This is a genomic window from Streptomyces sp. NPDC057287, assembly GCF_042667905.1.
In the GTDB taxonomy this organism is placed as follows: domain Bacteria; phylum Actinomycetota; class Actinomycetes; order Streptomycetales; family Streptomycetaceae; genus Streptomyces.
In genome coordinates, this window is sequence record NZ_JBHUYV010000011.1 from 256,871 (window position 1) to 275,245 (window position 18,375).

Annotated in this window: 15 protein-coding genes and 1 riboswitch; of the genes, 11 read left to right on the plus strand and 4 right to left on the minus strand. The window is 72.0% G+C overall.

Translation table 11 applies throughout. The features are described 5' to 3' along the window. Positions 1-120 precede the first annotated feature (120 nt). Entirely contained in the window at positions 121-393 is a 273-nt protein-coding gene (locus ACFUNE_RS22805; RefSeq protein ID WP_383570927.1) for a hypothetical protein, read from the minus strand. A 115-nt stretch (positions 394-508) separates the two neighbouring features. Further along, positions 509-1,315 (minus strand): nucleotidyltransferase, encoded by an 807-nt coding sequence (locus tag ACFUNE_RS22810; RefSeq protein WP_383570930.1) that lies wholly within the window; start codon positions 1,313-1,315, stop codon positions 509-511. Between the two features lie 214 nt (positions 1,316-1,529). Between ACFUNE_RS22810 and ACFUNE_RS22815 the strand changes: the two genes are divergently transcribed. The 3 genes from ACFUNE_RS22815 to ACFUNE_RS22825 all read left to right on the plus strand — a co-directional run bounded on the left by ACFUNE_RS22815 (position 1,530) and on the right by ACFUNE_RS22825 (position 3,790). Further along, positions 1,530-1,952, plus strand: a complete 423-nt coding sequence (locus ACFUNE_RS22815) for an ATP-binding protein (protein ID WP_383571027.1) — start codon at positions 1,530-1,532, stop codon at positions 1,950-1,952. Between the two features lie 355 nt (positions 1,953-2,307). Continuing rightward, positions 2,308-2,544 carry a hypothetical protein gene (locus ACFUNE_RS22820; RefSeq protein WP_383570933.1) on the plus strand — a complete coding sequence of 79 codons (237 nt, stop codon included), beginning with the start codon at positions 2,308-2,310 and terminating at the stop codon, positions 2,542-2,544. Positions 2,545-2,566: 22 nt separating this feature from the next. Continuing rightward, positions 2,567-3,790 (plus strand): cation:proton antiporter, encoded by a 1,224-nt coding sequence (locus ACFUNE_RS22825; protein ID WP_383570936.1) that lies wholly within the window; start codon positions 2,567-2,569, stop codon positions 3,788-3,790. Between the two features lie 66 nt (positions 3,791-3,856). Here ACFUNE_RS22825 and ACFUNE_RS22830 read toward each other — a convergent pair whose 3' ends face one another. Continuing rightward, entirely contained in the window at positions 3,857-7,279 is a 3,423-nt protein-coding gene (locus ACFUNE_RS22830) for an ATP-binding protein (protein ID WP_383570939.1), read from the minus strand. 549 nt (positions 7,280-7,828) lie between these two features. Between ACFUNE_RS22830 and ACFUNE_RS22835 the strand changes: the two genes are divergently transcribed. From ACFUNE_RS22835 to ACFUNE_RS22850, 4 genes are all read left to right on the plus strand, one after another. Beyond that, entirely contained in the window at positions 7,829-8,362 is a 534-nt protein-coding gene (locus ACFUNE_RS22835) for a transglycosylase SLT domain-containing protein (protein ID WP_383570942.1), read from the plus strand. A 66-nt stretch (positions 8,363-8,428) separates the two neighbouring features. Then, a riboswitch (cobalamin riboswitch) is annotated at positions 8,429-8,561 on the plus strand. A gap of 97 nt (positions 8,562-8,658) precedes the next feature. Further along, the gene (locus tag ACFUNE_RS22840; RefSeq protein ID WP_383570945.1) at positions 8,659-9,768 is read left to right on the plus strand and encodes a FecCD family ABC transporter permease; all 1,110 of its coding nucleotides are present in this window, start codon (positions 8,659-8,661) and stop codon (positions 9,766-9,768) included. Further along, positions 9,768-10,550, plus strand: a complete 783-nt coding sequence (locus ACFUNE_RS22845; RefSeq protein WP_383570947.1) for an ABC transporter ATP-binding protein — start codon at positions 9,768-9,770, stop codon at positions 10,548-10,550. The genes ACFUNE_RS22840 and ACFUNE_RS22845 overlap by 1 nt, the downstream gene beginning before the upstream one ends. 14 nt (positions 10,551-10,564) lie before the next feature. Next, a complete protein-coding gene (locus tag ACFUNE_RS22850; RefSeq protein ID WP_383570950.1) occupies positions 10,565-11,587 on the plus strand; it encodes an ABC transporter substrate-binding protein in 1,023 nt (340 codons plus the stop codon). A 73-nt stretch (positions 11,588-11,660) separates the two neighbouring features. Here the strand turns inward: ACFUNE_RS22850 and ACFUNE_RS22855 are convergent, their stop codons facing one another. Next, entirely contained in the window at positions 11,661-13,112 is a 1,452-nt protein-coding gene (locus ACFUNE_RS22855; protein WP_383570952.1) for a PucR family transcriptional regulator, read from the minus strand. Positions 13,113-13,214: 102 nt separating this feature from the next. Between ACFUNE_RS22855 and ACFUNE_RS22860 the strand changes: the two genes are divergently transcribed. From ACFUNE_RS22860 to ACFUNE_RS22875, 4 genes are all read left to right on the plus strand, one after another. Next, positions 13,215-14,750 (plus strand): purine-cytosine permease family protein, encoded by a 1,536-nt coding sequence (locus ACFUNE_RS22860; protein ID WP_383570955.1) that lies wholly within the window; start codon positions 13,215-13,217, stop codon positions 14,748-14,750. Between the two features lie 75 nt (positions 14,751-14,825). After that, the gene (locus ACFUNE_RS22865) at positions 14,826-15,227 is read left to right on the plus strand and encodes a YybH family protein (protein WP_383570957.1); all 402 of its coding nucleotides are present in this window, start codon (positions 14,826-14,828) and stop codon (positions 15,225-15,227) included. A gap of 15 nt (positions 15,228-15,242) precedes the next feature. Beyond that, positions 15,243-16,682 carry a gamma-aminobutyraldehyde dehydrogenase gene (locus tag ACFUNE_RS22870; RefSeq protein ID WP_383570960.1) on the plus strand — a complete coding sequence of 480 codons (1,440 nt, stop codon included), beginning with the start codon at positions 15,243-15,245 and terminating at the stop codon, positions 16,680-16,682. A gap of 239 nt (positions 16,683-16,921) precedes the next feature. Then, positions 16,922-18,319 carry a hypothetical protein gene (locus tag ACFUNE_RS22875; RefSeq protein ID WP_383570962.1) on the plus strand — a complete coding sequence of 466 codons (1,398 nt, stop codon included), beginning with the start codon at positions 16,922-16,924 and terminating at the stop codon, positions 18,317-18,319. The last annotated feature ends 56 nt before the right edge of the window (positions 18,320-18,375 follow it).

Below are 18,375 nucleotides of genomic sequence, written 5' to 3' on the forward strand. Positions count from 1 at the left end.
TGTTTTCGGTGTTTGTGGTGTGCGTTGTGTTGTGGGTGGCGGGTTTTTTGTTTGTTGGCGTCGGTGTGGGGGGGGGGGGCACAGCGACCGGCCCAGGCGTCACGGACGGGTCGGCTCAGGTCACGAGCTCGCCACGACCATGCCGAGGATCATGCCGCCGACCAGGCCCAAGGCGCTCACCACGATGGCGGGCACGGCGAGCCGCTCGTGCCGGACGGTCTTGGCGATGATGGCCAGCACCAGGCCGACCACACCGAAGACGATCGGCAGGAGGATGAACGAGATCACACCCAGCACCATGGCGATGATGCTCAGCACGTTCCCGGTCGCGGTGCGCTGCGGTGTGCCGTGGGGCTGCTGCCCGGTCGGTTGGTTGCTGTACTGCGCCGTCATCTGCCACTCCCTCGTGATCGATCGGAGGCCGGATCCCGATATCGGCCGGCCAATTCCACGAGTACCCCGAAGTCCCCTTATGACACGGCCAGTTGGAAGAGCCTCGGCCGGGACGTCAAGGTCGCGGCGTCTTCTCCCCGTGCACGGCCGTGTACTCGGCTGCGAGCCAGGGGCCCAGGTCGTCGACGAGCATTTCGAGTACTGCCGGGTCGGTCGACGGGGCGCGGCCGACGGTGGCGGCGACGCGCATCTGCTCGACGCGGTCCGGGTAATAGCGGCCGAAGAGTTCGGCCGATCTGTCCAGGTCACTGGTCCAGCCACCCCATCGGGGCATGATCAGTGTGAACCCGGTGCGCACCGTGCGGCGCCCGGCGAGGCGGCTGAGCCGCCGGTGATCGGCATCCGTCGTGGCTGAGCGGACTTCTGCGCGCCAGCGCTGAAGAGCGAGTGCCAGGTCGCCGTTGGTTTCGTGGGCCAGGAGACTCGTGGGACGGTAACGCGGGAGCCGTTCCGCAAGGTCGGGGCCGAGCAGCGGAGTGCAGAGGCAGGCGATGAAGAATCCGGCGTCGTGGAGTTCGAGGTCGCTGAGCAGGACCTGCCTGCTGGTCAGCAGGATTCCGACGCCGTCGATCTGAGGGAACGCCCGGTCGAGTGAGGCCTCGATCGCACCGGCGTCGGCGCGGTCGGCCTCGGTGGGCTCGTGCTGGAGGGCGAGCTGGAGGTCGAGGTCGGAGACTCCGGGTGTGGCGGTGCCACGGGGGATGCTCCCGTAGAGGTAGGCGCTGTGCAGGCGGTCACGGTCGAACACCGTGGCGAGGCGAGTGCGGACGGCGTCGACGACGGGGACGAACTCCGCCGTGACCCGGTCCAGGGCGCCTTCGCGTCCGATCGTTCCGTCGGGGTCCAGCCCTCGTCCGTTCATGGCGCCACTGTGCCCGGTCCGCCGTACGTTGCCGAGCGGATTTCCCAGGTCGGGGGCGCTCGGGCGCGGCCCGGCACATCCTTGGTCTGACGCCGGACTTTCGGGGTAGACGGCTTTGAGCGGGATGAGGACTTTCAGATCGGGGGGTTCCGTGAACCAAGTGGCGAAGAGCCTTGAGCAGCAGCAGCAGCAGCAGCAGTCGGCCGGCGGTCCCATCGGGGCAACCGCGGCCTTCGACCGGGGCGAGGGCATCGCGGAGGCCCGCGGCCTCGCGCGGTCTTTCCTTTCAGATGTGCAGGCGGTTCACGGACTGCCTGTCTCCAGCAGAGTGCTGGGGACGGTGCAGCTCGTGGTGAGCGAGTTGGTGACCAACGCCGAGAAGTACGCTCCTGGGCCCTGCCTTCTCACCCTCACGATCGAGGAGGGCGCCGTCCAGGTGAGTGTGTGGGACAGCGGGACCACGCTGCCCTCCGTCCTGGCCCCGGACCCGACCCGGATCGGTCAGCACGGTCTGGAGATCGTGATGGCCGTGTCGCGCAGCTTCGCCGTGCACAGGGAACCCGTCGGGAAGCGGATCACCGCAGCCGTCGTCCTCGCCGATGACCCCGGTGGCGACGTCCTCGGCCGGCAGCCCTGAGACAGGAGTCCCGGAACCTCGGCCGGCGGGCGCCCGCCACCGGCCCGCGCGGCCGAGCCGCCCGGACCGGGGCCGGGCGCTCCTGGCCGCCGGGGCGGGACCAGGATCCGGATACCCGCCGGGACCGGGTGAACGGCACCGCCTGACCGGGCGGACCTCGGGAGCTTCCGGGGCGCGCGAGACGCTCCGCGCCGTGCGGTCCGCTGACCGCGGCGCGATCGCCGGGCCTCGCGGACGCGGCCTCACCCCGACGGCGTACACCCGGTAGTACGACCTCCGGGCAGCAGCGAGAGTGGCACGGACCGCGCATCGTCGCGTCCTCGGCCACCTCATGCCGTCTGCGAGGGAGATCCCGATGTCCCGGACCACGGAAGGACCGCACGCGGAGCCGGCGGATGCCGCTCGGGAGCGCAGGCGGCTTACCTCCTTCGACACGGTGCGGGCTCCGGACGGCGTGCGTCGCGGTCCCACGGATACGTCGGCCGAGCCCCTGACCGGTGCCGAGGGCGGGAGCGCGGTGCGGGACCCCGGGGGAGACCGCTTCCCGGAGCCGGGCGGTCCGGCCCCCGACGGCGCCGTCGTCAGCCCGTGACCCGGCACCACGGCGGCGCCTCATGAGCCACCCGGGCACCCTCGTCCTGATCATGGCGGCCGCCGTGCTGGCCCCGCTGCTCGTGTACGCGACGCGACGCCGGTTCCGGATTCCGCTGGTCATCTTCGAGATCGCGCTCGGGATCCTCATCGGCCCCGACGTTCTCGGCTGGGCCCGTACGGACGAGGTCGTCGACACGCTCTCCGACCTCGGGCTGTCGATGCTGATCTTCCTCGCCGGCTACGAGATCGAGTTCTCGGCGATCCGCGGTGACACCCTGCGCCGCTCCCTCAGGGCCTGGCTCGTCTCCCTCGTCGCCGGCATCGGGCTGGCCCTGCTCATCAGCGGCGGAGAGCTGTTCAAGGCGTTCGTCATCGGCACCGCGCTGACCAGCACGGCCCTCGGCACCGTACTGCCGATGCTGCGTGACAGCGGGGAGCTGAAGGGCCGCTTCGGGACGGTCATGACGGCGTTCGGCGCGGTCGGTGAGTTCGGTCCCGTCGTGGCCATCGCGCTGTTGCTCAGCGGCCGCCGCCCGGCGGAGTCCGCCGCTCTTCTGGCCGCGTTCGGGGTGATCACCGCCGTCGCCGTCTTCTGGGCGCTGCGCCCCCGGCGGCCCTGGTTCACGCGGCTGACGGAACGCACCCTGCACAGCAGCGGACAATTCGCCGTCCGGTTCGTGATGCTGCTGCTGGCCTGCATGCTGGGCCTCGCCGAAGTGTTCGGTCTGGACGTACTGCTGGGGGCCTTCGCGGCAGGAGTCCTCACTCGGCTCGTCCTGCACCGTGCCGCGCCCGAGAGCAGTGAAGCGGTCCTGGGCAAGGTGGAGGCGATGGGCTTCGGCTTCCTCGTACCGCTGTTCTACGTGGTCACCGGCATCGAGTTCGACCTGGACGCGCTGCTGCACGACCTGGACGCGCTGCTGGTGGTGCCGCTCTTTCTGCTGCTGTTCCTGCTGGTGCGTGGCGGTCCGGTGTACATGTTCGCCCCGAAGGACCTCACTCGCCCCGACCGGGCCGGTCTGGCACTCTTCTCCTCGACGTGCCTGCCACTGGTCGTCGCGATCACGACCATCGGGGTGGACCATAAACTCCTCGGCTCGAACGAGGCCGCGTCGATGGTCGGCGCGGCGATGCTGTCCGTCCTCGCGCTGCCGCTGTACGCCTCGCGCCTGCGGTCCAAGGCCGGTGGGCAGGGCCGGGCGGCCACCGCCTCGGACGCGGACAGGGAATCCGAGGCCTGGTGACGCTCCCCGCCCTCGGGCACCGGGCTGGGTCCCCGGCCGGATCCCGTCCGCAATCCGTGCCCCGCTTCAGCCGCCCATGAGTCCGCGCGCCGTCCTTGCACGCCGCAGCCCGGCCGGGTAGGGGAGTGCTTCGGCGAGGGCCTCCGCCTGCCGGAGGGCGTTCCGCGCCTCCTCGGGCGAGGACAGCCGGGAGAGGGAGACGGCGAGAGCCACCCGTGCCTCCACCTCGGCGAGGCGCTCACCTGTCCCCTCCGCGCGGGCCGCCTCCGCGAGGGCGAGCCGCCGGGCAGGTTCCGCGCGTCCCGCGAGGAGCTCGGCCCACGCCGCCAGCACGGGGGCGTCGGCCACCGAACCGTCCAGCGCCCGCAGTGCTGCCTGCGGGCGCTTCGCCGCCAGGGCCAGTTCCGCCCGCGCGGTCCGCACCTCGTGCGTGGCCTGCCGGTCCCCGAGCCCGTCGGCCGACGCCCCGGCGCGGTCGAGCAGGACCGCGGCCTCCGCGTCGGCGCCGGTGCGCAGCCGCACGCGTGCCAGCGTCGCCAGGGTGTAGGGCAGGCACCAGGCCTCCTCCCGTTCGGCGCCCTCGACGGCGGCCTCCGCGAGGGCCCGGGCGGCGTCGACCTCCTCCAGCAGCAACCGCAGTTCGGCCAGATTCGCCCGCTCGAACGCGGCGGCCGTCGGATCGCCCGACCGCTCGGCGAGTTCCAGGGCCCGCCGCCCGATGGTGACCGCCGCACGCAGGCGGCCACCGCGCCGGGCGTTCTCCCTCGAGGTCGACAGCACCAGGCCGTGCAGCGTCGGATCGCCGTAGGCCTCGGCGGGTGCGAGCGCGCGTTCTCCCGCCTCGCGTGCCTCGTCGAAGCGGCCCGCGAGCCCGAGGTTGCTTGCCTGCTGGGCGTAGCAGCGGGCCACGAGACCCTGCCCCGGCGCTCCGGGCACCCGTCGCGCTGCGGCGAGAGCCTGCCGGGCGGCCTCGAACCCCTCCGCGTACCGTCCCTGGACACCGCAGATCACGGACAGTGCGAGGAAGTGGTCGGCGACGGGCTCGGGTGCGGTGTCGTCGGCCACCGGGTGGTCGCGCAGGACCTGGAGACCGGCGTCGCGGGCCCCGGTCTTCACCAGGGTCTCGGCCAGGCGGGCTGCCGCGAGCACGGTGTCGTCGTGGTGGCCGCGCCGTACGAACTCGTCGAGTGCCAGCCTCAGCGCGTCGGCAGCCTCCGTGAAGTGGCCCATCCTGCGGAGCACCTGGCTGTGGGCGAGCCGGGCCCGGGCCGCGTCCACGTCCAGGCGGCCCACCAGGTCACGGTAGTAGCGGTCGGCGCTGTCGTTCGCGTAGAGGGCGGCCGCCCGCTCGGCCGCCCTGCGCAGGTACTCGGCGGCCCGCGAGTCGTCGGCGCGGGTGAAGTGGGAGGCGAGCGCGTCGACGGCGTCCGGGCGGCGGCGGAGCACCGCCCTGGCGAAGGCGCCGTGCAGTTCGCGGCGGCGTATCGCGGAGAGCCTGTCGTAACACGTCAGGCGGACGAGGGGGTGACGGAACGCCAGCCCTTCCTCGGGCCGCCCGGAGACCACGACCTGACGCTCCTCGATCAGCGAGGCGGCGACCGCCCGCTCCAGCGCGTCGGCGGCGGCCGGCCCGTGGACCGCGGGGTGGAGCCCTTGGGCGGCGACATCGAGCAGCTCCGAGAGCGCGGCCTCGCCTCCGGCGACGGACAGCGCCTCGACGATGCGCCGGGTGTCCTGATCGAGTCTGCCGAGCCGCTCACCCACCAGTTGGCGCACCCCGTCCGACGCCAGAGCGGCGGGGAGGCCGTCACCCAGACCGCGGGCCAGCTCCACGGCGTACAGCGGATTGCCGAGGGAGAGTTCCCAGACACGGCGCATCCGCCTGTCGGGAACGGGAGCGGGAGCAGGCGCGGGCGGGGCACCGGGGCCCTCGCCCGCCGTGTCGGGGCCGGGAGCCGTCCGTGTCGCGTCACGTACGACCGCCAGACACGCGTCCCGGTCGAGCGGCCCCACCCTCTCCCGTGCGGCGAGTCCCTGGCGCAGCATCGACGCGAGCCCGGTCCTTCGCGGGTCACCGTCGGGCAGCTCCTCCTCCCGGCAGGTGACGAGGAACCTCAGCCGTACGCCGGTGTCGGCCGCCCGCCGGGCCAGGTGGCTCAGGAGCTGGTACGAGCCCGCGTCGGCGGCGTGCAGATCGTCGAGGACGATCAGTACGGGACGGGCGGCCGCGAGTTCGGCGAGCAGGGCGGACGTCACGCGGAAGAGCCGGTCCCGTTCCTCCTCCGGACTGCGTCCACCGCCCTCACGAACCTGGCCCAGGGACGGCAGGAACGAGGCGAGTTCGGGATACTCCGCGCCCACCCGCGCCCTCTGTGCGGCGTCCCGTTCGGCGAGCCACGTGTCGAGCGCCTCGGCGAACACCCCGTAGGGCGTGTGCCCCTCCTCGTCGTGTCCGGCGCCCCACAGCACGGCCGTGCCGGTGGCGGCGGCCCGCCGGGCCGCCTCGCCCACCAGCCGGGTCTTCCCCACGCCCACCTCACCGGTGAGCAGCCGGACCGGCGGCCCCTCCTGCGAGAGAAGGCGGCCGAGGGCCGCGTCGCGGCCGTGCAGGGGTGCCGCGGCGGGGGCCCGCAGCAGCGCGGGGAGCGACGGCGCGGAAGGAACGGGCGCGGGCGCGGGCGCGGGTTCGAGCGCGTCCCGGTGCAGGCGCTCCGTCTCGGGGCCCGGCCGGACACCGAACTCCTGGTCGAGCAGCCGTCGGCACGCGTGGTACTGCCTCACCGCACGCCGCCGCAGGCCCTGGCGCAGGAACGCGTCCATGAGGATGCGGTGGGCCAGCTCCTCGGCGGGATTCGCTCCGAGGACCTGTTCGGCGACGGCCGCCGCCTCCTGCACCGCCCCGGCCTCCAGGTGCGCCGAGGCGAGTCCGAGCAGGAGTTCCTCCCGGAGTGCCGCCAGCTGCCCCCGGCGTGCCTCGGCCCATGGCGCGTAGCGGTCCTCGGGCAGCAGCTCGCCGGTGAACCGCCCCAGGGCTCCGGCGAGTTCCCGTGCACCACCCGAGGCCAGGGAGGACCGCCCCGCCGCTTCCGCCTCGTCAGCGTCGATCCACACGGTCGCCGGGTCGAGCAGCAGCATCGATCCCTCGGAGGCCAGGTACGAGGACGTGGCACGGGGGGCGAGCTCGGGTTCCAGCGCCCGGCGCGCGGCGTGCAGTGCCACCCGCAGACTGCCGGCCGCGGCCTGAGGATCGGCGTCCGGCCAGCAGACGTCCATGGCCTGCTCGCGGTGGAGCCGGTGGCCGGGCGACACGGCGAGCAGCTTCACCAGGTCCTGGGCGCTCGGCCGCGGCCATCGCCCGGCGGGAGCGGGGCCGTCGTCACGGGTGGCCCGGAATCCCCCGAAAAGATGCAGGCGCAGCAGCGGCGGGGCGGGTTCGGGCCGGTGGGGCGGCTGCTGCGCGTTCATCAGGGCGTCACTGTAACCGAGCACTCCCGGGCTCCCCCGGGCGAGTGGCCGGGGGAGCGGACGCGTTCGGCAGCCCTGGCTTTCAGGAGGGCTCGAGCGCCGTTCGTGCCGGTCAGGTCTCCAGTCGTCATGGCGGTCGGCAGCACGTTGCTCCTGCTGCCCGGGTCGTACGTGGCCACCTCGTGGCGGACCTGTCGGCGCGGCCCGGATCGTCGGCGCCCAGGGCGTGGATCCGGCCTCCGCGGGGCCCTCGGTTGTGAGCCGACCCATAGGGCGCAGATCACATACGGGGCGCGGTAGTAGGCGCCGGGGAGCGGGCCCGCCGTCCTTGAGCGCCCCGGCCGGTCCGCCGGCGCTCTTCTACGGGGGCGCGTAGTAACAGCGACCGTTGCCAGCGCTCCGGTGTGCCGCTAACCATGGTGGAAGCCCGGGGAAGCCGACACCGCGAACCGGCCGAGCGCAGCTTGTTTCCGTATCTGCGGATCCTGCCGCGTACGTCCGTTCCGTCGTCGCCCCTGTGGCTGTCCTGTCGTCATCGCAAGGAGTCTTTCCATTCGTACGTCCGCTCAGCCCATGACCTCCACCGCCCGTGTCGCCCGCGTCCGCAGGCTCTCGGTTTCCGGACTCTGCGCCGCCGGAGCCGCAGCAGCGGCCCTGACCCTCGCTCCGTCCCCCGCGCACGCCGCCGAGCCGGCGTCGCACAGCGTGGCAGCGGCCGGGGTCTCGGCAGCGGGAGTGTCCGCTCAGGCCGACGCAGTCGCGAAGAAGGCCGGCAAGGTGTCCGACGCCGACAAGCTGGACCACTGGATCCGCAAGTCCCTCAAGATCATGAAGGCCGAGGGGATCCCGGGTACCTACGAGGGCCTGCACCGAAACATCATGCGTGAGTCGGGCGGCGACCCGGACGCGGCCAACGGCTGGGACGTCAACGCGCAGAACGGGACGCCGTCCAAGGGCCTCCTCCAGGTGATCCAGCCGACGTTCGAGGCCTTCCACGTCGACGGCACCTCCAAGGACCTGACCGACCCGATCGCCAACATCACCGCGGCGGCCAACTACGCCGCCGACAAGTACGGCTCCATCGACAACGTCGACTCCGCCTACTGACCAGCCCGACCACACGGCACGGCCACGCCCTCCAGGGGCGTGGCCGTGCCTCGTCGCGTCCCGCACTCCGAGCACCCGTTAAGCTGCATGCGTCCCGCAGGGGAAGTCCGGTCGAAGTCCGGCGCTGACCCGCAACGGTAGGCGGAGCCCTCTTGGGGTTCCGTAAGCCCGATCACCTGCGGTGGTGAAAGCTCCTGGAATCGCCGTGGACTGCGAGAGGCGCTGCATCGGGCGCCCGCGTCCGGGGCTGCTCCTGTTGACGTGGGTGCACGGCCCGATGCGAAAGCGACCGGCCCGTGGCCACATCCCTGGATCGCATACCTGACGCCTCGTCACGCACGGCCCGCAGGGCTGCCGGCCCGCTGCCGCCCGGCCGCGTGCCCCTGCCGATCCTCCTCGTCGTCCTGTGTGCCGCGCTTCCCGTCTCGCTCGTCTGCGGAGCGGGGCTGGGAGCTTCCGGGCTCACCTGGGGCGAGGTCCTCCGCTGTCTCTGGGCAGGTCTCACCGGCGGGCCCATCGCACCGGACCAGGTGTCGGCGTACACCATCGTCTGGGAGCTGCGCCTTCCCCGGGCCGTTCTGGCGGCGGTCGTCGGGGCGGGACTGTCGGCCATCGGCGTCGCAGTCCAGGCAATGGTGCGCAACGCGCTCGCCGACCCGTTCGTGCTGGGGATCTCCTCGGGTGCCGCCGTCGGGGCCAACGCCGTCCTCATCTTCGGGGCGTTCGCGTCTCTGGGCATGTGGGCGCTCTCCACAGCGGCGTTCCTCTCCGCTCTCCTCGCCATGACACTCGTGTACACGATCGCCCGCACCCCTCGTGGGCTGACCCCGGTGCGGCTCGTCCTCACGGGCACCGCGATGTACTACGGCTTCTCGGCCGTCACCACGTTCATGGTGTTCGCGGCCGAACGCGGAGAGGCGGCCCGCTCCGCGATGATGTGGCTGCTCGGCAGCCTGAGCGGTGCCAACTGGGCCTCGGTGCCGATCGCCGCCGGAGCCGTGTTCGGCGGCATCGCCCACCTGGTCTGGTCGGGGCGCCGTCTGAACGCGCTCGCGATGGGCGACGAGACCGCCGCCGCCCTGGGGGTGGACGCGGGGCGGCTGCGCAAGGAGCTCTTCCTCGTATCCGCAGCCGTCACGGGTGCGGTCGTCGCGGTGAGCGGAGCGATCGGATTCGTCGGCCTGATGGTCCCGCACGCCGTACGGATGCTGGTCGGCGCCGATCACCGCCGGCTGCTGGCCGTCGCCCCACTCGCGGGTGCCGTCCTGCTGATCTGGGTGGACATCCTGTCGCGCGTGGTCCTCGCCCCGGCCGAGCTGCCGGTGGGTGTGCTGACAGCGGTCATCGGCGTGCCGTGCTTCGTCCTGCTCATGCGTCGCCGCACCTACTCCTTCGGAGGCATGTGATGAGGATCGACATCGACGCGCTGACGGTCGAGATCGCGGGCGCCCGCCTGGTGGACGAGGTCACACTGGGTGCGGCCGACGGGCAGCTCGTCGGTCTGGTCGGGCCCAACGGCAGCGGGAAGTCCACGCTGCTGCGCTGTGTCTACCGGGCCCTGCGCCCCACGGCCGGTGCGATACGGCTCGGCGGCGAGGAACTGCACTCCATGAGCGCCCGCGAAGGGGCCCGACGGCTGGCAGCCCTCCCGCAGGAAGCGGTGGCGGAGTTCGACTTCACCGTCGCGGAGATCGTGGCCATGGGGCGGCTGCCGCACCAGGGCGCGGTCGCGCGCGCCGACGCCGAGGACCGCCGCCTCTGCGAGGAGGCGCTCCAGGGGGTCGGCGCGGGTCACCTCGCCGGCCGGGGCTTCCTCACCCTCTCCGGGGGCGAGAGGCAGCGGGTCCTGATCGCCCGCGCGCTGGCCCAGCAGCCCCGGATCCTGGTTCTGGACGAGCCCACCAACCACCTGGACATCGCCCATCAGCTGGAGGTCCTCGCGCTCGTGCGCCGCAGCGGGCTGACCGTGCTCACCGCCCTCCACGATCTCAACCTCGCCGCCCTCCACTGCGATCTCCTCCATGTCATCGACGGCGGCCGGATCGTCGCCTCGGGCGCTCCGCACGACGTACTGACCACCGGACTGCTGGCGGACGTCTTCGGCGTGCGTGCCCACCGCGTGGCGCACCCGGAGACCGGCGCGCTCCAGCTGATCTTCGATCTCCCCCCTGCCCGCCCCACCTCCTGAGGAGCCCCACCACCATGCCGACGTACATACGGCCCGCCGTGTTCGCCCTCGCCACCGCCCTGGCCCTCACCGGATGCGGTGCGGAGGTGAGCGGGCCGGCCGACGCGAAGAACACCGCGCGGAGGGCGGACAGCCACTACCCCGTGACGGTCGAGAACTGTGGTGAGAAGAAGACGTACGACAAGGCTCCGCAGCGCGTGGTCACGAACGACGTGGGCATCACCGAGATCATGTTCGCCCTCGGGCTCGAGGACCACATGGCCGGCTATGTGATGCCCGACGACAAGGGCGACCTCTCCGCCGTGCCCTGGAAGGACGCCTATCAGAAGACCGAGTGGCTCTCGAAGGACAGGATCAACAAGGAGCTGGTCCTCGACGCGGGGGCCGATCTCGTCTTCGCGGGCTGGAACTACGGATTCAGCGAGGGGGAGGGTTTCACCCCCGCCGAGCTGAGCCGCGTGGGGGTCGACTCCTACCTCCTCAGCGAGTCGTGCCGCAACGGTCAGGGGAAGGCCCGTGGAGTGATGTCGCCCCTCGACGCGCTCTACACGGACCTCGCCAACCTGGGCAAGGTGTTCGACGTCGAGGACCGGGCCGAGGCACTCACGGAGTCGTTCCGGAAGCAGATCGCCGAAGCGCAGGCGAAGGCACCCAAGGGCAAGGACCGCCCGCGCGTCTTCCTCTACGACGACGGGAAGGACAAGCCGCTCACCTCGGGTGCGTACGCCGGGCCGCACGACATCATCACCAAGGCCGGCGGCGACCACATCATGAAGGACCTCGAGGACAGCTGGACGACGGTCGGATGGGAGACGGTGGTCGACCGTGACCCGGAGGTGATCGTGATCAACAACTACGGAGACACCACCGCCGATCAGAAGCGGAAGTTCCTGATGTCCTACAAGCCGCTCGCGAACGTCTCCGCGATCCGCAACAACCGGATCGTCGTCCTCGACTACGTGGACCTCGTGGAGAGCCCCCGCAACCCCGCGGCCGTCAGCTCGCTCGCCGGGGAACTGAGGAACCTCGGCTCCTGAACCGGCCCGCGCGGTGCCGGACCTCCGCCACCGGTCCACGCGGGTACGGGGAGAGAGGTCCGTCACCGCCCCCTCAGTCGGTGAGGCCCAGCGCGCCCGCCGCCTGGATCGCCAGCCAGACCTCGGCGAGGGCACCCGTCGACGTCAGATCGCGCCGGGCGAGCGTGCCGAAGCGACGGAGCCGGTAGGCCAGGGTGTTCGGGTGGATGTGGAGCGCCGCCGCGGCCGTCTCGGTCCGGCGGTCGCGCTCCATCCAGGTGCGGGCGGAGACCAGCAGGTGCGAGTCGTGGGCCTCGTCGTACCGCAGGACCTCGCCGAGCACGTGCTCGACGAGCGCGCTCAGCACAGCGGGGTCGTCGGGCAGCCACCGTCCCGTCGCGTCCGCGCCGTACCGGACGACCGGGCGGCCCGACTCCACGGCCTTCGAGACCGCCCAGAGCGCCTCGCGCTCCGCGACCTTCAGCGCGACACCCGGCAGGAAGGGGCGGCTCATCCCGGCTGCCACGGCCGGCAGCCCGCCGACGGCCTCCGCCAGCTCCGGCGCACCCAGGACGTAGCGGTCCTCGCCCCAGGTCAGCAGCAGGTGGGGGTGATCCTCCAGGCAGCGCAGCAGCGCCTCGTCCGTGGCGTGGCGGACCACCAGGAGCACGGCCTCACCCTCGATCGAGTGCCGGGCCAGCCGACGGCGGGCCGCCTCCGGATCGAGCACCTCCTGAAGCAGCTCGGCCAGCGTCTCCGCGCCCTCGCGCCGCAGCACCTCGCGCTCGTTGCGTACCATCGCCAGCCGCAGGGCCGCCACGGTGGCGATGTGCTGGACTACGGCGAGCCCCGCGGGCTGGGCGCCCTGACGCTCGTACGCGACGAGGAAGCCGGCCGGGCCGCCCGGCGCCGGCACCGGGAGCACGAATCCGCCGGGCACCGTGGGCGGGGCGTCGACGGAAGCGGGCAGGACAGCGGGGTCCGGTGTGGGGACGCCCGGCAGGAGGGGCCGGCCCTGCGGTGTGCAGAGGTAGACGTCGTAGCCCGACAGTCCTTCGAGCCTGCGCAGCAGCGCCGGGGTGTCGAGGTCCTCGGCGACCAGCCAGCGCAAGGAGCCGAAGACCTGGAGCTGCGCCCCCAGCCGGTGCCGGGCGTCCTCCTGGACCGAGGCGGCGACCTCCTGCGAGACAGCGATGAAGGGGACGGCGAGCGGGACTTCGAGCACGGGGAAGCCCCGTTCCTCGGCCGCCTCGAAGAACGCGTCGTGCAGCGGCGGCATGTGCAGCTGCGCCGAGAGCGCGAGGCCCGATACGCCCGCGTCGTCCAGCCGCTCCAGATAGGCGCGCTGACCGGCCGCGGTGCGGGGCACCGCCAGGCCGGCCGTCATGATCACCTCGGCACCCAGCAGCCAGGGCGTCGGATCGGCGAGCTCACTGGCGTGCGCCCACGACACGGATCGGCCCAAGCCGCTGCTGCCGGCCTTCACCGAGAGCTGGAGTGCCGGGAAGGAGAGCAGATCCTCGACCGTGAGTTTGTTGCTGGCCACAGAAAGGAGCGTACATCTTTGTGCTGGACACAATTGTCGCTGATCATCCAGGGCCACAGACTGCTGGGACGCCCCTACGCATGAACGGAAGGTGGAGCGTCCGTGACGACCTCGATCACCGAAATCGAGACCTACGGTGTCGAGCGGATCCCGGACGCGGACCGCACGGCCCGCCCGATCGATCTGTTCCGCCTCGCCTTCGGCGGCGCCAACACCTTCGCGACCTGTGTGCTCGGCGCGTTCCCGATCCTCTTCGGCCTCTCCTTCTGGCAGGGACTCGCGGCGACCCTCCTCGGGCTCGTCGCGGGCGCCCTGCTGCTGGCCCCGATGGCGCTCTTCGGCCCGGCCAACGGCACGAACAACGCCGTATCCTCCTCCGCGCACCTCGGCGTGCACGGCCGGGTCGTCGGCTCGTTCCTCTCGCTGCTCACCGCCGTCGCGTTCTTCTCGATCTCGGTGTGGTCCTCGGGCGACGCGCTCGTCGGCGGCGCGCACCGGCTCGTCGACGTCCCCGAGTCCGACCTCAGCTACGGCATCGCCTACGCGGTCTTCGCCGGCCTCGTGCTCGTAGTCTGCGTCTACGGCTTCCGTTTCATGCTGCTGGTCAACAAGATCGCGGTGCTCGCCGCCTCCGCCCTCTTCGTGCTCGGGGCCTTCGCCTTCGCGGGCGACTTCGACCCCGGTTACGCGGGAGCCTTCGCCTCGACCGCCGACCCGCTGTTCTGGCCGTCCTTCATCGGCGCCGCGCTGATCGTGCTCTCCAACCCGGTCTCCTTCGGCGCCTTCCTCGGCGACTGGTCCCGCTACATCCCGGCCGGGGCCCCGCGCCGCCGGGTCATGGGGGCCGCGTTCCTCGCCCAGATCGCCACCCTGCTGCCGTTCCTCTTCGGGCTGGCCACGGCATCGATCATCGCGTCGAAGGCCGCGAAGTACGTCGATCCGGCAGCCCCCAACTACGTGGGCGGACTGCTGGCGATCTCGCCCGGCTGGTACTTCCTGCCGCTCTGCCTCATCGCCCTGATCGGCGGCCTCTCCACCGGCACGACAGCCCTGTACGGTACGGGCCTCGACTTCTCCAGCGTCTTCACGCGCTTCAGCCGTGTCCAGGCCACCTTCTTCATCGGCGTCCTGTCCATCGCGTTCATCTTCGTCGGCCGCTTCGCGCTCAACCTCGCTCAGTCCATCTCCACCTTCGCGACGCTGATCATCACCTGCACCGCGCCGTGGATGATCGTGATGGCCCTGGGCTACGTCACCCGGCGCGGCTGGTACGACGCGGAGGCGCTTCAGGTCTTCAACCGCCGCCAGCGCGGCGGCCGTTACTGGTTCACGCACGGATGGAACTGGCGCGGCATGTCCACGTGGCTCGTCTCGGCCGTCGTGGCGCTCCTCTTCACCAACCTGCCGGGCCAGTTCGTGGGCCCGCTCGGCGACCTCGCAGACGGCGCCGACATCTCCCTGCCGGTGGGCCTCGCCCTTGCGGCCGTCCTCTACATCACCCTCCTCACCGTGTTCCCCGAGCCTCGCGCCGTGTACGGCCCGGACGGGCCCCGCTTCGTCCGGGCGTCCGACGCCTCTGTGCCTCCGATCACCGGCGGCAGTGGCGAGAGCGCGACCGAGCCCGCCGTGGCCCACTGACATCCGCCGACACCCCTATCCGACCACCGGGTGGTCCGGCACCGGCCGCCGGACGCCCGTGACCAGGAGCAGATCATGAGCACCACCACCGTCCAGGAGGTCCGGGCCGCCGCGGACGCCCTCGTCGCGGCCTTCGCCGAAAGCCGCCTCGACGACTACTTCGGCGCCTTCGCCCCGGACGCGACCTTCGTCTTCCACACCACTCCCCGGCGGCTCGGCTCCACCGCGGAGTACCGCGCCCTCTGGCAGGAATGGGTGGACCGGGACGGCTTCCGCGTCCTCGCCTGCACCTCGTCCAACCCCCTGGTCCAGCCCTTCGGCGACACAGCCGTCTTCAGCCACGACGTGGAGACGCGGGTCGCCACGAACGCGGGCGAGGAGACGGTCGAGGAGCAGGAGACCATCGTCTTCGCCCGCGCCGACGACGGCGGCTGGACCGCCGTCCACGAACACCTTTCCGCCCGCACCACCGCCTGACCGGGAGTCGTTTCCATGAGCACCACATTCCGCAACTACATCGACGGTGCCTTCGCCGACGCCGCGGACGGCCGCACGCTCGACGTGGTGGACCCCACCACCGGTGAGGTCTACGCGACCTCCCCGCTCTCGGGCGAGGCCGACGTCGACGCGGCGATGGCGGCAGCCGCCGCCGCCTTCCCGGTGTGGCGCGACACCACACCGTCCGTACGCCAGCGCGCGCTGCTGAAGATCGCCGACGCGATGGAGGCACGGGCCGAGGAGCTCGTCGCCGCGGAGAGCCGCGACACCGGCAAGCCGCTCCACCTCACCCGCAGCGAGGAACTCGACCCGGCCATCGACCAGGTGCGCTTCTTCGCGGGCGCGGCGCGGATGCTCGAAGGCCGCTCGGCCGGCGAGTACATGGACGGGCTGACCTCCATCATCCGCCGCGAACCGGTCGGTGTGTGCGCGCAGGTCGCGCCCTGGAACTACCCCCTGCTGATGGCGGTGTGGAAGTTCGCGCCGGCGCTGGCGGCCGGCAACGCGGTCGTCCTCAAGCCCTCGGACACCACCCCGGCCTCCACGGTGCTCATGGCAGACATCATCGGCGGGGTCCTCGCCGAGCTGGACCTCCCGCGCGGAATCCTCAACGTGGTCTGCGGCGACCGTGACACCGGCCGTCTGATGGTGGAGCACCCGACGCCGGCGATGGCCTCCATCACCGGTTCCGTCCGCGCCGGCATCCAGGTCGCCCAGAGCGCGTCCAAGGACGTCAAGCGGGTCCACCTGGAGCTCGGCGGCAAGGCCCCCGCAGTGGTCTTCGAGGACGCCGACCTGGCGAAGGCGGTCGAGGACCTGGTCGTCGGCGGCTTCTTCAACGCCGGCCAGGACTGCACTGCGGCCACCCGGGTCCTCGTCCACGAGTCGGTCCACGACGAGTTCGTCGCCGCGCTCGCCAAGGCTGCGGCCGACACGAAGACCGGCCTGCCGGACGACGAGGACGTGCTGTACGGCCCGCTCAACAACGCCGGGCAGCTCGCCCAGGTCAGCGGCTTCATCGAGCGGCTGCCCGCGCACGCGGAGGTGGAGGCGGGCGGCCACCGGGTCGGCGACAAGGGCTACTTCTTCGCCCCGACCGTCGTCTCCGGTCTCCGGCAGGACGACGAGATCGTCCAGAACGAGGTGTTCGGCCCGGTCATGACCGTCCAGTCCTTCACGGACGAGGCCCAGGCCGTGGAGTTCGCCAACGGCGTCGACTACGCCCTGGCCTCCTCGGTGTGGACCAAGGACCACGCCAGGGCGATGCGCATGTCGAAGAAGCTCGACTTCGGCTGTGTGTGGATCAACACCCACATGGCACTCGTCGCCGAGATGCCGCACGGCGGGTTCAAGAAGTCCGGCTACGGCAAGGACCTCTCCGCGTACGGCTTCGAGGACTACACGCGCATCAAGCACGTCATGACGTCGCTCTGATCCACAGGGCCGCTGTGGTCCGGTCCGGTACGGGGCCGGACCACAGGCACGGGCGCGGCGCGGGGCGAACACTATGAACGCAATGGCCGCGGGGCTGGCCCGGCCCCGGCGGGGCTCCCTAGCATCCCGGCCTGCGGCGCAACTTCGCGCCCGGCACGTACAGGAGCCGCGCCTTGAACAAGCTCGACCCACCCTCGGATGCTTCCCGACCGCCTCGGTCCCGTCGCCGACTGCCGTCCGTGCTGGTGTCCGGGCTCGCGGCGGTGGCACTCCTCGGCACGCTCGGCAACACCACCGCCGTCGCGCGGACCGGCCACCCTGCCGTCACCACCTGTCCGCCGCGCCTGGCGGACACGGCGACGTGCTACTCCGGTCAGGACGCCGCCGGGGCGTACTACACGATCGCGGTGCCCACCCGGTGGAACGGTTCCCTCGTCGTCCACGCGCACGGCGGTCCCGATCTCGGCGACTCCTCCGATCCCGCCCGCAGCGGTGACGACCTCGAACGCTGGGCGGTGATGGTCGACGAGGGCTACGCGTGGGTCGGCTCCTCGTACCGGCGCGGTGGCTACGGGACCCGCATGGCTGCCGCCGACACCGAGAACGCACGCCGCCTTTTCGTCTCGGAGTTCGGCAGGCCCGCACGGACCTATGTGCACGGCCAGTCCTGGGGCGGCGACGTCGCGGCGAAGGTCGCGGAGACGTACGGCACCCGGCCCGGCGCGTACGACGGGGCGCTGCTGACCAGCGGAGTTCTCGGCGGCGGCTCGCGTGGATACGACTACCGCGTGGACCTGCGGGTGGTCTACCAGTACTACTGCCGGAACCACCCCCGGCCGTCCGAGCCCCGGTACCCGCTGTGGCAGGGGCTGCGGGCGGGCTCCACCATGACGAACGAGGGTCTGCGCGCCCGTCTCGAGGAGTGCACCGGGTACTCCTCCGACCCCGCGGACCGCACCGCGTCGCAGCAGCGCAACCTGGACGACATCCTCGCCGTCACGCGCGTTCCGGAGCGCTCGCTCGAGTCGCACCTGCGGTTCGCGACCTTCACGTTCCGGGACATCGTGTCGAAGCGGCTCGGCGGGCGGAACCCCTTCGGCAACCGCGGTGTCGTGTACACGGGTTCGCACGACGACAAGGCGCTCAACGACGGAGTCGAGCGCTTCACGGCCGATCCCACCGCACACCGCGACCTCTCGTACGACAGCGACCTGACCGGCAGGGTGTCCCTCCCGGTCCTCACCCTGCACGCGATCGGCGATCCGACGGCCTTCGTCGAGCACGAGGCGGCCTACCGCGCCACGCTCCTGGGCGCCGGCAGGGCGGGGAACCTCGTCCAGACGTTCACGACGGAGACCGAGCACAGTGCGCTGAGCGACTCCGAGTACGCCAACTCCATGGCAGCCCTCGACACCTGGGTGCGCTCGGGGCGGAAGCCGGGCGCACGCTCGGTGGCGGCCTCCTGCGGCGCGTACGACCGGACCTACGGGAGCGGGTGCTTCTACGACGTGGACTTCCGCCCCTCGTCCTACGCCTCGGCGGTCCGCCCCCGGCCGGGCGGTCTCGCGTGGCCCGCGATGACCGCCCGGCAGGAGAAGGCGTGGAGCCGGATCGAGGGAGTGGGGATCGCGCCCTGACGGGGCGTCGGCGGGGTACGTCCGGCAGCTGCGCGCCGGGCCCGGGGCGGCTGGCC